We start from the raw sequence: 14808 nt of genomic DNA, 5'->3' as shown, positions 1-14808 counted from the left end.
CCGCCAAGGCTCACCGGCAGCCGGGTTCGCTTTTCACTTCAAAGTAGGTAAACGGCTGAGGCTGGAGCTTGCTGGCCAACGACGGATAGTTCGCTTGCACGAAGCGCCGCGCGCCCGCCATGTCGAACGCCGTGCGCAGCCAGATTTTGCCGTCATGGCTATCGAGTGCCAGCGTGCCCGCGTAGATCACGTCGCCTCGGCGCACCTGCACCGTGGGCACCTTGCGGCCTTTGCAATAGCGAAAGCGATAGCTGTTGTCGGCTGGGGTGAACTCCATCGGACCGAAGCGCTCGTTGCGCATGAGGGGCGAGACGCGCATTGCCACGAAGCCGTGCGTGGGCGGATTGGTGTTGAGGGTGCGGGTGAACTTGCCGCCGACAATGCCGTTGACCGTCTGCGAGAAGTCCGAATAATTCCACGGACCCCAGGTGCTTTGCAGCGGCGTGTCGAGGCCGACGATGACGATGGCGTACTCGTCGAGCGTGTCCGCCGTGAGGGCCGGGTTCGGCGGCACGCCCTGAGTACTGCACGCGGCCAGCCAGCCAGCGGCGGGTAGGGCGAGGGCTGCGCGTCGCGCACGCCGCGCGACAGGAGAGCACCACAGGGTACGCAATGACCTCATTGCTGCCTCCTCGCCGCGCGCGGCGCTCAGGGGGACGACCCGATAACAGGGGCGAACGAACAGGGGCGAACGAACAGGGGCGAACGAACAGGGGCGAACGTCAGTCCTGCAGGAATCTTACCTTGACCTTGCGGCCCTTGACGCGGCCGTCGGACAACTTGCGCAACGCCACGGGGGCGATGTCGCGCTCCACTGCAATATACGTGAAGTTATCCAGCACATTGATCTTGCCGATCTGGCTGGCGGCAAAGCCGGCCTCTCCGGTGAGTGCGCCGAGGACGTCGCCCGGACGGATCTTGTCCTTCTTCCCGCCCAGCATCTGGAGCGTGACCATCGGTGGGAGCAGATGCCCGCTCCCCGACGGCGTGAGTTCCGAGAGCTTGTGCCATGGCACTTCACGCCCGAGCGCGGCTTCGAGGTTGCCCACGCGGCCCATCTCGTCCATGCTTGCCAGGCTGAAGGCCCAGCCCTCCTCGTCGGCGCGGCCGGTGCGGCCGATGCGGTGCACGTACACCTCGGGGTCGGGCGTCACGTCGACATTGATTACGGCTTCGAGTTGCGCGATGTCCAGCCCGCGCGCGGCCACATCGGTGGCGACCAGCACCGAGCAACTGCGGTTCGCGAACTGAATCAGCACCAGGTCGCGCTCACGCTGTTCCAGTTCGCCGTGCAGCGTCAGGGCGTGGAAGCCCTCGGCGTGCAGCACGTCGGTCAGATCGCGGCATTGCGCGCGGGTATTGCAGAACGCGATGGTGCTGACCGGGCGGAAATGATCGAGCAACTGGCCCACGGCGTGCAGCCGTTCCTCGTCGCGCACTTCATAGAAGCGCTGGCGAATCTTGCTCGCGTCGTGCTTCTCGGCCAGACGAATTTCGCGCGGCGTGCGCAGCAGGCGCTGTGCGAGCTTGCCGATGCCCTCCGGATACGTGGCCGAGAAGAGCAGCGTTTGGCGCGAGGCGGGCGTTTGGCGTGCGACCGTGGCGATGTCGTCGAAAAAGCCCATATCGAGCATGCGATCGGCTTCGTCGAGCACCAATGTCTTGATCCCGGCGAGCGAGAGCGTGCCGCGTTCGAGGTGATCCATGATGCGGCCCGGCGTGCCGACGACGACGTGGGCACCGTGGGCGAGGCTTTCCGCCTGCGGACGCAGCGGCGAGCCGCCGCACAGGGTGAGTACCTTGATGTTGTCTTCGGCGCGGGCGATGCGTCGCACTTCCTGCGCGACCTGCTCGGCGAGTTCGCGCGTGGGGCAGAGTACGGCGGCCTGAACCGCGAAATCCCGGGCGTCGACGCGCTGAAGCAGGCCGAGCGCGAACGCTGCGGTCTTGCCGCTGCCGGTCTTGGCTTGGGCGATGATGTCCTGCCCGGCGAGGATATCGGGCAGCGACGCCTGTTGAATGGGCGTCATCGCGTTGTAACCGAGCCGTGCGAGGTTCTCCTGCATGGCAGGCGAGAGCGGCAGGCTCGAGAAGGGGGCGCTGTCGGTGCGCGAATCGGTGGCTTTTGAGTTCATGCGCAATTATACCGGGCAGGTCGGGGCCGCAAGTATCGGTTAAGCGAATGCGGCGTTGCCAGTCCGGGGCCGCTGGGCGTAGCATGGCCTTGCCTGTCGATGTCGGGTCCATTCCAGCAGAGGTTGCCCATGCCCGCGAATTCGGAAGAGAAGGTCCGCCAGCACATGGCGGAAGTCGTCACGATGGCTGGCGAGCGCGCGCCCGATGTCGCGGCGCTGTTCGAGCCGTTCGTGAGGCATTACTACGGTTTGGCCGATCCCGAGGACGTTGTCTCACGCAGTGTCGCCGATCTTTATGGCGCGGCGATGGCGCACTGGCAACTCGGCCAGAAGTTCGTCAGCGGCGAGCCGCGCGTGCGCATCTACAATCCCACCCTCGATCAGCACGGCTGGCATTGCAGCCATACCGTCGTCGAGATCGTCAACGACGACATGCCGTTTCTCGTCGATTCGGTGACGATGGAGATCAACCGGCAGGGCCTTGCACTGCATTCCGCGTTTCACCCGGTCTATCGCATCAAGCGCGATGCCTCGGGTAAGCGCCTCTCGGTGGCGCCGGGCGGCGGTCTGGGGCAGGCGGCGTTCGCCGGTGAGCGTGCCGACGCCGGGCCGGACGTTGGGGCGGACGTTGGGGCGTTACTCGCGCCCGGCGAGGCTCGCGAGACGGTGTCCAACGGCGTCGATGCCACGGCCGACGGCGGCCGTTTCGAATCCTATATCCATATTGAAGTCGACCGATTTTCCGAGCCCGAGCGCATGCAGGCGCTGGCCGACGGGTTGCAGCGCGTGCTTGGCGATGTCCGCGCGGCGGTGGAGGACTGGCGTGCGATGCAGGGCGCGGCTCAGGCCGCTGTGGAAGCGCTTGCGCAGCGTGCCGAGCAACCGGGGGTGAGTCCGCAGGCGCGCGCAGAGATCGACGAAGCGCAGGCGTTTCTCAACTGGATGCTGGCACGCCACTTCACATTTCTCGGCTATCGCGACTACGAACTGGTCGTACGGGACGGCGAGCACTATCTGCAAGGGGTGACCGGCACCGGCCTCGGCGTGCTGCGCGAGGCACGCCGCGATGCCAGCGCGCCGGATATGACGCCGCTGTCGCCCGGCGCGATCGGCATCATCCAGACGAGTGCGCCGATCTTTCTGACGAAGGCGAACTCGCGGGCGAGCGTGCACCGTCCCGGCTATCTCGATTACGTGGGTGTCAAGCGTTACGATGCGCAAGGGCGCGTGTGCGGCGAGCGGCGCTTCCTTGGGCTGTACACGTCGAACGTCTACATGGTGCCGGCCGACGAAATTCCGCTCGTGCGGCGCAAGGTTGCGCAAGTGATCGGACGCACCGGTTTCCTGCCCAACGGGCATCTGGCCAAGACGCTCGCCACGATCCTCGAACAATACCCGCGCGACGAACTTTTCCAGATCGATGTCGATCCGCTGTCCGACATCGCGCTGGGCATACTGCGTTTGCAGGAGCGTCAGCGCACGCGGCTGTTCGTGCGGCGCGACCGTTTCGATCGCTTCGTGTCGTGCCTCGTGTTCGTGCCGCGCGACAAATTCAACACGGATCTGCGCGTGCGCGTGCAGAATCTGTTGCAGGCGGCCTATCACGGGACCAGTGTCGAGTTCACACCGCAGCTCTCCGAGTCGATGCTCGCACGCATTCACATCACCGTGCGCACCGAGCCGGGGCATGTGCCGGATGTCGACGTGAACGAACTGGAAGCGCGCATCGTCGAGGCCACCCGCCGCTGGCAAGACGACCTGTCCGACGCGCTGCGCGAGCAATTGGGCGAAGAGCGCGGCACGCGTGCACTACGACGGTACGCGCACGCGTTTCCCTCCGGGTATCGAGAGGACTACGTTGCACGCGTGGCGGTACGCGACGTCGAACTGATCGAGCCGCTGCTGAGCGCCGTGCAGGCGGAGCAGGGAGAGCAAGCGGAGTCTGGCGTCGCCACGCCGCTTGCGATGCAGCTTTACCGGCCGCTGGAGGCCGCGCCGGGCACATTGCGCTTCAAGATCTATCAGGCGGGCGAGCCCATTGCGCTCTCGCGCAGCCTTCCGATGCTGGAGCACCTCGGCGTGCGCGTCAACGACGAGCGCCCGTATCGCATCGAGCCTGCCGACGGGGGCGTTGTCTGGATGCACGACTTCGGGATGACGAGTCTCGACGGTGCGGATGTCGATCTGGAGCATGGCCGCTTGCGTTTCGAGGAAGCCTTCGCGCGTATCTGGGCGGGCGACGTCGAGAACGACGACCTCAACCGGCTGGTCTTGCGCGCCGGACTGACCTGGCGCGAAGTGCGTATTTTGCGTGCCTACGCGAAGTACATCCGCCAGGTGGGTTCGACGTTCAGCAACGCGTACATCGAGAATGCGTTGACGGGCAATCCGTCGATTGCGGGCATGCTGGTGCGTTTATTCCTTGCGCGCTTCGATCCGTCGCTGGAGGCGCAGGCGAGGGCATCGCATGCAGAGCGACTGCGTGGGCAAATTCATGCGGCGCTGGAAGACGTTCCCAATCTCGACGAGGACCGCATTCTGCGCCAATTCCTGGGGGTACTTGAGGCGACATTGCGCACCAACTACTTCCAGACGGGCGACGATGGCGTGACGCAAAAGACTTACCTGTCGTTCAAGTTCGATCCGTCGAAGGTGCCGGGCCTGCCCGAGCCCAAGCCGATGTTCGAGATCTGGGTGTATTCGCCGCGTGTGGAGGGGGTGCATCTGCGGGGCGGGCGAGTCGCGCGTGGCGGCCTGCGCTGGTCGGATCGCCGCGAGGACTTCCGCACCGAGGTGCTGGGGCTCGTCAAGGCGCAGATGGTGAAGAACACCGTCATCGTGCCGGTCGGCTCGAAGGGCGGTTTCGTGGTGAAGCAGCCGCCGCCGCAGGGCGACCGGGATGCGTACCTGGCGGAGGGCGTGGCGTGTTACCAGACCTTCCTGCGCGGTTTGCTGGATCTGACCGACAACTATGTCGACGGCCAACTGGTGCCGCCGCCGCAAACCGTGCGCATCGATGGAGACGATCCCTATCTCGTCGTTGCGGCCGACAAGGGAACGGCGACCTTTTCCGATTATGCGAACGCCATCTCGGCGGAGTATGGGTTCTGGCTTGGCGACGCCTTCGCGTCGGGCGGGTCGGTCGGTTACGACCACAAGAAGATGGCGATTACGGCGCGTGGCGCGTGGGAGTCCGTCAAGCGTCATTTCAGCGAGATGGGGGTCGACACGCAGACACAGGACTTCACGGTGGTGGGCATTGGCGACATGTCGGGCGACGTGTTCGGCAACGGCATGTTGCTCTCGAAGCACATTCGTCTCGTAGCGGCATTCGACCATCGGCACATCTTCCTCGACCCTACGCCCGATGCTGCGGCGTCGTTCGCGGAGCGCGAGCGCATGTTTCAGCTACCGCGCTCGAGTTGGGCCGACTACGACACGCGGCTGATATCGGACGGGGGCGGCGTGTTCGCACGCACGGCCAAGGCCATCGCCCTGTCGGCGCCGGTGCGTGAACTGCTCGGCACCGAGGCCACCGAGATGGCGCCGAACGACCTGTTGCGCGCGTTGCTCAAAGCGCCGGTCGATCTGCTCTACAACGGTGGCATCGGTACATACGTGAAAGCGAGCACCGAGACGCATGCGCAGGTGGGCGATCGCGCCAACGACGGCTTGCGCGTGAATGGTGCCGAGCTGCGCTGCAAGGTGGTGGCCGAGGGGGGCAATCTCGGGCTGACGCAGCTCGGGCGGATCGAGTATGCGCAGCGTGGCGGTCGCATCAACACCGACGCCATCGACAATTCGGCGGGTGTCGATTGTTCCGATCACGAAGTCAACATCAAGATACTTCTAGGCCTTGTCGTGACGGATGGTGAAATGACGCTCAAGCAGCGCAACGCGTTGCTCGCCGAAATGACCGAGGAAGTCGGCACGCTTGTGCTGCGCGACAACTATCTACAGACACAGGCGCTGTCGCTCGGGCGGCTGCGTTCGGTGGCGTCGCTCGACGACGATGCGCGCTTCATGCGGTATCTGGAGCGGGCGCAGCGGCTTGCGCGCGCCATCGAGTTTCTGCCTGACGACGACGCGCTCGACGCGCGGCGTGCGGCTGGCGCGGGGCTGACGTCCCCTGAGCGCGCGGTACTCATGGCCTACAGCAAGATGTGGCTCTACGACGTGTTGCTCGCGAGCGATCTGCCCGATGCCGAGTACGTCGCCGAAGACCTTCCTTCGTACTTTCCTACGCCGCTCGCGAGCCGATGCGGGGCGGCGATGCTGCGTCATCCGCTCAAGCGGGAAATACTCGCGACAATGCACGCCAATGCGCTCGTCAACCGGGCGGGGGTGACGTTCGTGCATCGGCTCAGCGAGGAGACCGGCGCCGAGCCGGCGGATGTCGTGCGGGCCAGCCTGGCAGCGCGTGGGGCCTACGGCCTCGACACGCTGTGGGGCGAGATCGACGCGCTCGACGCGCGGGTCTCGCACGAGACGCAGGCGGCGTTGTTCGCCGCCATTGCGCAGTGGCATGAGCAAGCCACCTTGTGGTTCCTGCGGCGGCGCTTGACCGACGTACCGCAGACGGTCGAGCGTTTGCGCAACGTGCTCGCCCCGATTCTGCCGACGCTGGACACGCTGGTGAGCGGCGAGGCGGCCGATGAAGCGCGCACCAGATGCCAGGCCATGATCGATGCGGGGGTGCCGCCGTCGCTCGCCCAAACGGCGGCGGGCATTGGCGCGCGGGTGGCGTTGCTCGACGTTGCCGAAGTGGCGAACACCAGCGGGTGCGAACCGGCGCTTGCCGCGCAGGTGTATTTCGCGCTCGATGCGCCGCTCGGCTATGGCTGGTTGCAGGCCGGCGTGCTGGGGCTTCCGATGCAGACGCACTGGCAGCGTCTGGCGCGTGCCACATTGTTAGAGGAATTGTCGGTGCTGCGCCGGCGCGTGACGGCGAGCGTGCTGGCTACCGATGTGGCGTCTCGCGATGACGGCCATGCCGCCGAGGGTGCCGACGGAAGTCCCGCGGCCAAGCGCGTTGCCCACTGGGAGGCGGCACATGCGGAGTCGCTGGCGCGCTACCACCGTGTGTTGGCCGATCAAGTCGCATCCGGCAATGCCGACCTCGCGATGTTATCGGTCAGCCTGAAAGCGCTTGCGGAAGTGGGGAGCTGACGCCCAGAACCCCCCGCAATACGCCTCCAAGCAACGTCCACTTTTAAGCGTTTACACAAAACGCGTGAAACGGCGTATCATCCGGGAAAACCCTAGGATTGAGTTGACCTGCGCGAATGCTTGCCCGTCGTGCAGGTTGGCGCTTCCTGGGGTTTCGTCGATTCCTGAACTCCTGCGCAATGCCTAACGAAACCCGCCCTGCGAACGGACAGTTCGCGACGACGTTGCAGATCGTCTCCACCGTGTTCTTCACGTTCCTTTGCTATCTGACGATCGGTTTGCCGCTCGCGGTGCTGCCGTCGTTCGTGCATGTCGATCTGGCATACAGTTCGGTCATCGCCGGCTTGGCCATCAGTGTCCAGTACCTTGCGACGTTGCTCTCGCGCCCCTACGCCGGGCGCACCGCAGATGCCTGGGGGCCCAAGCGCACGGTCTTGTGCGGGCTCGTGGCGTGCGGCGCATCGGGGTTGCTCGTGGCCTTGGGCGGCGTGTTCTCCGGCGTGCCGTGGTTGTCGCTCCTCACGCTGATCGTCGGACGTCTCGTGCTCGGTTTCGGCGAGAGCTGGGTATCGACGGGCGCCATCATGTGGGGGATAGGCCAGGTGGGTCCGTCGCACACTGCGCGCGTTATCTCATGGAACGGCGTAGCGACCTATGGCGCGCTCGCGCTGGGTGCTCCGCTGGGCGTTGCCCTCGACAATGCGTATGGCATCGAAGTGCTTGGCGGTGCCGTCGCGCTGGCCGGCGTGGCCGGTCTGCTGCTGGCGCGCATGAAGCGTGCGACGCCAGTCATACATGGCGAGCGTCTTGCGTTTCGGGCTGTGCTCGGCCGCGTGTTGCCGTTTGGCATGGGCCTTGCCTTGGGTTCCATTGGTTTTGGGGCCATCTCCACGTTCATCACGTTGTACTACGCCAGCCATCATTGGGACAACGCGGCGCTTGCGTTGACCGCATTCGGCGTGTGCTTCATGGGGGTACGACTGATCCTGGGCAGCAGCATTGCCCGCTTCGGCGGTTACCGTGTAGCGATGACGTCGTTTGCGCTCGAGGCCTTCGGTTTGATCGTGCTCGGCATCGCTCCGACGGGATTCACGGCATTGCTTGGTGCGGCGCTCTCGGGGGCTGGGTTCTCGCTGGTGTTCCCGTCGCTGGGTGTGGCGGCGGTCAACCTGGTCCCGGCACAAAACCGTGGCGCGGCGCTTGGCGCGTACTCCGTGTTTCTCGATGTCGCGCTTGGCGTGACGGGACCGGTGGCTGGCTTGATCGTGGGTGCCTACGGGTACGCCGAAGTCTACCTGTGTGCTGCCGTGGCTGCCCTCGCGGCCGTCGTACTCACACTGTGGATGGCGCGTGCCGAACAGGCGCGCGACGCAGGCAAGAAAGTCGTCCAAACCGCGTAATGCCCTTCAACGGTGTGCCTAGGTCGCCTTGCTTCGGTGGGCGGCCACAAGAGTGGCCAGTCGTTTGACCAGTTCGGGTATACGCGTCGCGTCCGTATCGCCATAGCCGATCACGAGGCCGTTATCCGTTGGTTGCGGATCGAGTGCAAAGCTTGATAGGGCGCGGGGGCCGATGCCTTCGCGCTGTGCTGCCGCCACGATGGTCTGATCGGGGAAAGCGGGGTCGAGCCGCACGGTCAGGTGAAGCCCGCAGCGCTCGCCGATCACGGCATATGCCGGGTCGAAGTCGGAGGCCAATGCGTTGCGCAACGCGGTCTGGCGTTCCCGATAGAGGCGGCGCATGCGACCGAGATGCCGTGCGAACTGACCGCTGCGGATGAAATCGGCCAGCGCGAGTTGTTCGAAGCGGTGTCCGCCGCGCAGGAGTTCTTCGAGCGCGTCGCGCGCTTGCGTGGCGAGCGTCGCGGGCAGAATCAGAAAGCCCAGACGCAGCGCGGGAAACATCGTCTTGCTGAACGTCCCTACGTAGACCACGGGTGCGTCGGGCACCATTCCTTGCATGGCGGCGATCGGTTCGCCTTGATGGCGAAATTCGCTGTCGTAATCATCTTCCAGAATCCAGGTGCCGTGACGGCGTGCCTGAGCGATCAAATCGAGGCGGCGCGATGCGCAGAGCACGCTGCCGAGCGGATATTGATGCGAGGGAGTGACATACACCAGTCGTGGGGGCGCGCGTTCCCATAGTTCACTTGGAATCATGACACCTTCATTATCGACTCGCAGCGGTTGGAGCCGGACGTCGCTGGCGTGGAACGCGGCCTTGGCGCCGCGATAGCCGGGGTCTTCCATCCAAACCGTGTCGCCTGGGTCGGTGAGCAGGCGGACACAGAGGATGAGCGCTTCGTGAGCGCCTTCCGTGATTACGACTTGCGAGGGGTGGCAACGGACGCCACGCGAGATACGCAGATGTGCGGCGATGGCATCACGCAGCGCGGGTTCGCCGAGTGGGTCGCCGTAATGGTAGTGGCGGGGTTGGGCTTCGCGCATGACGCGTTCGAGCGTGCGGCGCCAGGTGCTTGAGGGAAAGCGGGTGAGGGCGGGGACGCCGGGTGTAAATGGGAGGGGGGATTCATCGGCGCGCGCTGCGTGGCGGGTGGCGGGCAGGCGTTGGATGCGGCGGGAGGCGCGCGGCGTGGGAGGGGTGTCGTTGGGGGGGGAGGGAGGGGGAGGTGACGGTGAGTCGTTGGGGGATTTGGGCTGAGCGGATTGGGTGGCTTTGGTGGCGGAGAGCGGATCGAGGCAGAGGTGGGCGACATGGGTGCCGAGTCGGTGGGGCAGGATGAAGCCTTCGGCGGCGAGTTGATCGTAGACGATGGAAACGGTGTTGCGCGAGATAGCGAGGTTATCGGCGAGGGTGCGGGAGGCGGGGAGTCGAGCGCCGGCGGGTAGACGGCCTTCGAGAATGGCGAGTTTGAGGCGGGTGAGGAGTTGTTTTTGGAGGGAGGAACTGCGTTCGGGCGTGGTGTTCAGGGGGCTATCGAATAGATCGGCGACGTTTTGGGGAGTTTGATCGTGGGGCGCGGGCATGGTGGCGAAGGAGAAGGGTGAGAAAGAGAATAGGGAATAGGGAATGGGGAATGGGGGGGAGGTGTTCAGGCCTGACTGTGGGCGTTTGAGGCCGGACCGGGGCCCCATCCTGCAACGAGTTGGGTCACTGTTTGAGTGGCGGGATGGGGCTCCGGTCTGGCTTGCTGAGGGGGTTGGGGGTTGGGAGGGGCTTCGGGTCCCTGGCTTGCAGACGGGTTTGGGGGACGGGGGAGGGCTTCCGGTCCGGCTTGCGGAGATATGTGGGTGGCGGGATGGGGCCGAGGTTTGGGTAGCTGAGGCGTTGGCACCATGAGATTCCGTGATCGTGGTGCTTTTCATCGTACCACCGACGCGATACTGTGGGCGTCATGATCTGAGTGCCGAGTCGATTTCTGGAGACAAACGACATGACTGACGCGCCGAACTTCAACGAATACGACCAACCGATTGGCAGGCCGCTGCCTGATTGGGTGCCGCGAGCGCAGCCGCCGAGGGCGTCGATTGGTGGGCGGTACTGTCGGGTTGAGCCGATCGATGTGGAGCGTCATGTGAAGGACCTGTACGAGGCCTACGCAAGTGCTGCGGACGGTCGTGACTGGACGTACATGAGTGTGGGGCCGTTCCTGGACTTCGACAGCTATTACGCGCATGCGACCAAGATGGCGGCGTCTGCGGACCCGTTGCATCACGCGATCATCGATCTGGCGACGGGAAAAGCGGTGGGCACGTTGGCGCTCATGCGCATTGATGCGGCGAATGGGGTGGTCGAAGTCGGGCACGTGGCGTACTCGCCGTTGCTCAAACGTACGCGTGCGGGCACCGAGGCGCAGTACTTGCTCATGCGGCGTGTATTCGACGAGATGGGGTATCGTCGCTACGAGTGGAAATGCGATTCGCTCAATGCCCCATCGCGTCGCGCTGCGGCGCGTTACGGCTTCACGTTCGAGGGCATATTCCGGCAGGCGATCGTCTACCGGGGCCGCAGCCGCGACACTGCGTGGTTCTCCATCACTGATGGTGAGTGGCCGGCCATCAGTCGTGGCTTCGAACAATGGCTCTCGCCGGAGAATTTCGACGCACAGGGCCGGCAACGTGCGGGGCTGGCCGCATTGATTTCGGCAGCGAAAGCGTAGGCGGCGAGTCGCGGCGGCCACCGTCGGTACGCGCTTGCACCGCCAAGTAAAACGGCCCGCCGGGGACATCGCCGGCGGGCCGTTTTTACTACGGGGATGTCGCAGCGATCAACCCGGGAAGAACACGTACTTCAGCACGAAGAGCACCGCGATCACCCAGGCGGCTGGGTGGACTTCCTTCGCGCGGCCCGTGAACAGCTTGAGTACGGCGTACGAAATGAAGCCGAAGGCGAGGCCCGTCGCGATCGAGTAAGTGAACGGCATTGCCAGCGCGGTCAATGCGGCCGGGGTTGCTTCGGTGATGTCGTCCCATTCCACGTCGAGCAGCTCGCGCAGCATCAGACCGGCCACATAGAGCAGTGCCGGGGCAGCCGCGTAAGCGGGGACCGAGCCGGCGAGGGGCGCGATAAACAGGGCGAGAATGAAGAGCACGGCGATCGTGAGCGCGGTCAGGCCGGTGCGTCCGCCCGCTTGCACGCCCGAGGCGCTCTCGACATAAGCCGTCGTGCTGCTCGTGCCCAGCAGCGACCCGATGAAAATCGCAATCGAGTCGGCGAAGAGCGCGCGACCGAGGCCCTTGTAATGCGTGCCTTCAAGCAAACCGGCGCGCTTGGCCACGCCCATCAGCGTACCTGTCGCGTCGAACACTTCCACCAGCACGAACGCCAGAATGACGTGAACGAAGCCTGCGTGCAGTGCGCCCGGAATGTCTAGCTGGAGGAACGTTGGGGCCAGGCTTGGCGGCATGGCGAATACGCCCTGGAACTGGTTCAGACCTAGCACCATCGAGAGAATCGTCACCGCCAGAATGCCGATCAGAATGGCGCCGCGTACACGCAGCGCGTCGAGCACCGCAATCAGGAAGAAGCCGAAGATCGCGAGCAGGGCTTGCGGCGAGTGGAGATCGCCCAGGCCGATCTTCGTCGCCGGATTGGCAACGACCACGCCTGCGTTACCGAGCGCGATGATCGCGAGGAACAGCCCGATACCGGCGGCAATCGCACATCGTAGCGATTTGGGCACCCCGGCAATCAGCCACGAGCGTATGCCCGTGACGGTCAGGATAATGAACAGACACCCGGAGATGAACACGGCCCCGAGTGCCTGCTGCCACGTGTAACCCATCGCGCCCACGACGGTGAAAGCGAAGAAGGCGTTCAACCCCATGCCGGGCGCCATGCCGATCGGGTAGTTGGCGACGAAGGCCATCACCACCGAGCCGATCGCGGCGGCGAGACAGGTCGCCACGAACACGGCGCTCTTGTCCATGCCCGTCGTGCCGAGAATATTGGGGTTGACGAAAATGATGTACGACATGGTGAGGAAGGTCGTGAGACCTGCCACCATTTCGGTGCGTACACTGGAGCCGTGCTCCTCGAGTTTGAAAAATTTGGTCAGCAACGCTCTCTCCTTGTGACGTTGTTATGCCGTTGTCCGTGTGCAGCGGGGCGCGCGCATTGTACTGCGAGCGCGACCGTGCCGCCGAGTTTGTCAGAACTTGGTGCGCATGCCCACCCCAAAAGTATTTCCGGCTTCCAGCCCGGACACCTTGTCGTTCAGATAGGCCAGATACAGATCGGTGCGCTTCGAGAGGTTGTAGTCATAACCGACGGCCCAGGTGTTTCGGCTGATGTCGTTCATCCCCGAATTCCGGGTATAGGCGTACGACGCCATGACACTGCCGCCCCCAAGCGGCACCGACACCCCCAACTGAGCGCCGTTCGAGGTCAGGTTGCCGCCGGTAATCGTGTTCTTGATGTACTGATACTGGCCGTAGAGCTTGACCACCTGAAAATCGTACGTCAGGCCGGCTTGTAATGCCTGCTGATTGCGAAAGCCCGTGATACCCGCCTGATCGTCGGGCGTCGAATCGAACTTCACCTGTTGATACGCGAGCGACGCAGCGAGCGGGCCGTGGAAGTACATCGCGGCGGCGCTCCACTTGTTCTGGCCCGTTTCACCGGCTTTGTTGCCGAAGGCATAAGAGACACTGGCGCCGAGCCCCTTGTAATCGGGCGTGGCGTACATCACCGCGTTGCTCCATCCCGAATCGCCGACGATGCCCTGACCCGCGAGTCCAAGGAACGTGTGATACACCATCGGGCTGAACGTATAGGAGTCGACGAACGGGTTGAACAGAATCGTCGAGACGAAATACGACGTGGTGAGGCGACCCATCGTCACCGTGCCGAGCGTATCCGACTGGAGGCCGACGTAAGCGTTGCGGGAAAAGAAACTGTCGCCCGTGAAGCGCCCGGATTGTCCGCGCTGCGGCAGAAAGAAGTCCTCCAAAGTGAAGATCGCCTTGAGGCCGCCGCCAAGATCCTCCGAGCCCTTCATCCCCCAATAGGACGTGGACATCCCGCCGCCACCCTGCGTCCATGCGCGTTCACCGCCCGGAGCTTTCGCGGCACCGACCCAGGCGTCGACCTGGCCATACAGCGATACGTTCGATTGCGCGTGGGCGACGCCCACTGCACCGCAAACCGCTAGGGCGAGCGTGCCCCGCAGCCAACTTGCTGCCTTGCTCATGAATGTGTCTCCGTCTCGTTTTTGATTTGTGCGTGCCTCTGTACCGCTCTTTTCACCGAAGAGTGCAAGGGGGCACGCCTGAGTCATTGACACACTGACTTCACGTTGCGCGGATATCGGTGTTGCTTCGAGGCGTGATCATTATTATCAAGATGCGTCACACGACATATCACTCGGCGTTGATACTCGGTATTCCGTTGCTTGAGTCACGTGTTGCGGGTTGGCGGCGGCACTCCCTATGCGTGCTTCTGCGGTCTGCCGCTGGCCCCCCTATGCATACGTCTGCGGTCTGCCGCCGGCGGGGTCCCCGTTTTCGTCGCTCCACGAAATTCGCTTTGGAAAAAGGGGGCCCCCCCCCCGGCCACCCCCCGCCCACCCAACCCCCGCCACCACCCCCAAACCAGGCCTCGCCACTCGCCGTGACCTCCTCGTCACGTTGACACCGTCTCTTCATGCGCCAAGGGTCTCGCCGCCCGTCCCCACGTGCTCTGCATCTGCTGGTGACGGGCGGCGAGACCCTCGACATCGCGTCGGTGCAGGCGTCGCCCTGTCTGCGAACGCCGTGGCTACCGACAACGCAGGAACACATTCGGTGCCCCCTGGCGCAATCGCGCCACGATGCGACTGCGATACCGGGAGGGGAGATGTGCTCTGGGGGTGACGAGGTGCTCGGCGATCGTTCCTCGCAGATGCAAAGCACGCGGGGGCGGTCGACGAGCGCCTGTGCGCATGAAGAGACGGTGTCGTCGAGACGGCGACGATGGTGCGTGACGCGAGGGGGGAAGGGAGGTGGGGTGCGACGATGCGTAGGCGTGTTTCGTGTCGTCGGGCCGGCACCCGTTTTCCAAAGCG

At 64.5% G+C, this 14808-nt stretch carries 8 protein-coding genes; 3 read left to right on the top strand and 5 right to left on the bottom strand.

What is annotated here, in order from left to right; translation table 11 throughout:
• Window positions 1-10: 10 nt before the first annotated feature.
• Together ACE3UG_RS17185 and dbpA are read right to left on the bottom strand one after the other, a co-directional pair.
• Window positions 11-622 carry a hypothetical protein gene (locus tag ACE3UG_RS17185; RefSeq protein ID WP_374626084.1) on the bottom strand — a complete coding sequence of 204 codons (612 nt, stop codon included), beginning with the start codon at window positions 620-622 and terminating at the stop codon, window positions 11-13.
• 100 nt (window positions 623-722) lie between these two features.
• A complete protein-coding gene (dbpA, locus tag ACE3UG_RS17180) occupies window positions 723-2135 on the bottom strand; it encodes an ATP-dependent RNA helicase DbpA (RefSeq protein ID WP_374626082.1) in 1413 nt (470 codons plus the stop codon).
• Window positions 2136-2264: 129 nt separating this feature from the next.
• On the opposite strand from dbpA, the gene ACE3UG_RS17175 reads away from it, so the two are divergent.
• Window positions 2265-7304, top strand: a complete 5040-nt coding sequence (locus tag ACE3UG_RS17175; protein ID WP_374626080.1) for an NAD-glutamate dehydrogenase — start codon at window positions 2265-2267, stop codon at window positions 7302-7304.
• Between the two features lie 179 nt (window positions 7305-7483).
• Window positions 7484-8704 (top strand): MFS transporter, encoded by a 1221-nt coding sequence (locus tag ACE3UG_RS17170; RefSeq protein WP_374626078.1) that lies wholly within the window; start codon window positions 7484-7486, stop codon window positions 8702-8704.
• A gap of 18 nt (window positions 8705-8722) precedes the next feature.
• Here ACE3UG_RS17170 and ACE3UG_RS17165 read toward each other — a convergent pair whose 3' ends face one another.
• A complete protein-coding gene (locus ACE3UG_RS17165) occupies window positions 8723-10291 on the bottom strand; it encodes a PLP-dependent aminotransferase family protein (RefSeq protein WP_374626076.1) in 1569 nt (522 codons plus the stop codon).
• Window positions 10292-10698: 407 nt separating this feature from the next.
• Between ACE3UG_RS17165 and ACE3UG_RS17160 the strand changes: the two genes are divergently transcribed.
• Window positions 10699-11424: a GNAT family N-acetyltransferase gene (locus tag ACE3UG_RS17160; RefSeq protein ID WP_374626074.1), complete on the top strand. Its 726-nt coding sequence runs from the start codon at window positions 10699-10701 to the stop codon at window positions 11422-11424.
• A 108-nt stretch (window positions 11425-11532) separates the two neighbouring features.
• Here the strand turns inward: ACE3UG_RS17160 and ACE3UG_RS17155 are convergent, their stop codons facing one another.
• Together ACE3UG_RS17155 and ACE3UG_RS17150 are read right to left on the bottom strand one after the other, a co-directional pair.
• Window positions 11533-12825, bottom strand: a complete 1293-nt coding sequence (locus ACE3UG_RS17155; RefSeq protein ID WP_374626071.1) for an NCS2 family permease — start codon at window positions 12823-12825, stop codon at window positions 11533-11535.
• A 90-nt stretch (window positions 12826-12915) separates the two neighbouring features.
• Window positions 12916-13956 (bottom strand): porin, encoded by a 1041-nt coding sequence (locus ACE3UG_RS17150; protein WP_374626069.1) that lies wholly within the window; start codon window positions 13954-13956, stop codon window positions 12916-12918.
• Window positions 13957-14808: the final 852 nt, after the last annotated feature.

This window comes from Pandoraea sp., from assembly GCF_041919235.1.
Classification (GTDB): domain Bacteria; phylum Pseudomonadota; class Gammaproteobacteria; order Burkholderiales; family Burkholderiaceae; genus Pandoraea.
Note: the sequence above shows the minus strand (reverse complement) of the source record. Positions and strands in the feature narration are given on the sequence as shown.

Coding starts and splice junctions, on each gene's coding strand:
- ACE3UG_RS17185 (WP_374626084.1), bottom strand. CDS start 622: ATGAGGTCATTGCGTACCCTGTGGTGCTCTCCTGTCGCGCGGCGTGCG.
- dbpA (WP_374626082.1), bottom strand. CDS start 2,135: ATGAACTCAAAAGCCACCGATTCGCGCACCGACAGCGCCCCCTTCTCG.
- ACE3UG_RS17175 (WP_374626080.1), top strand. CDS start 2,265: ATGCCCGCGAATTCGGAAGAGAAGGTCCGCCAGCACATGGCGGAAGTC.
- ACE3UG_RS17170 (WP_374626078.1), top strand. CDS start 7,484: ATGCCTAACGAAACCCGCCCTGCGAACGGACAGTTCGCGACGACGTTG.
- ACE3UG_RS17165 (WP_374626076.1), bottom strand. CDS start 10,291: ATGCCCGCGCCCCACGATCAAACTCCCCAAAACGTCGCCGATCTATTC.
- ACE3UG_RS17160 (WP_374626074.1), top strand. CDS start 10,699: ATGACTGACGCGCCGAACTTCAACGAATACGACCAACCGATTGGCAGG.
- ACE3UG_RS17150 (WP_374626069.1), bottom strand. CDS start 13,956: ATGAGCAAGGCAGCAAGTTGGCTGCGGGGCACGCTCGCCCTAGCGGTT.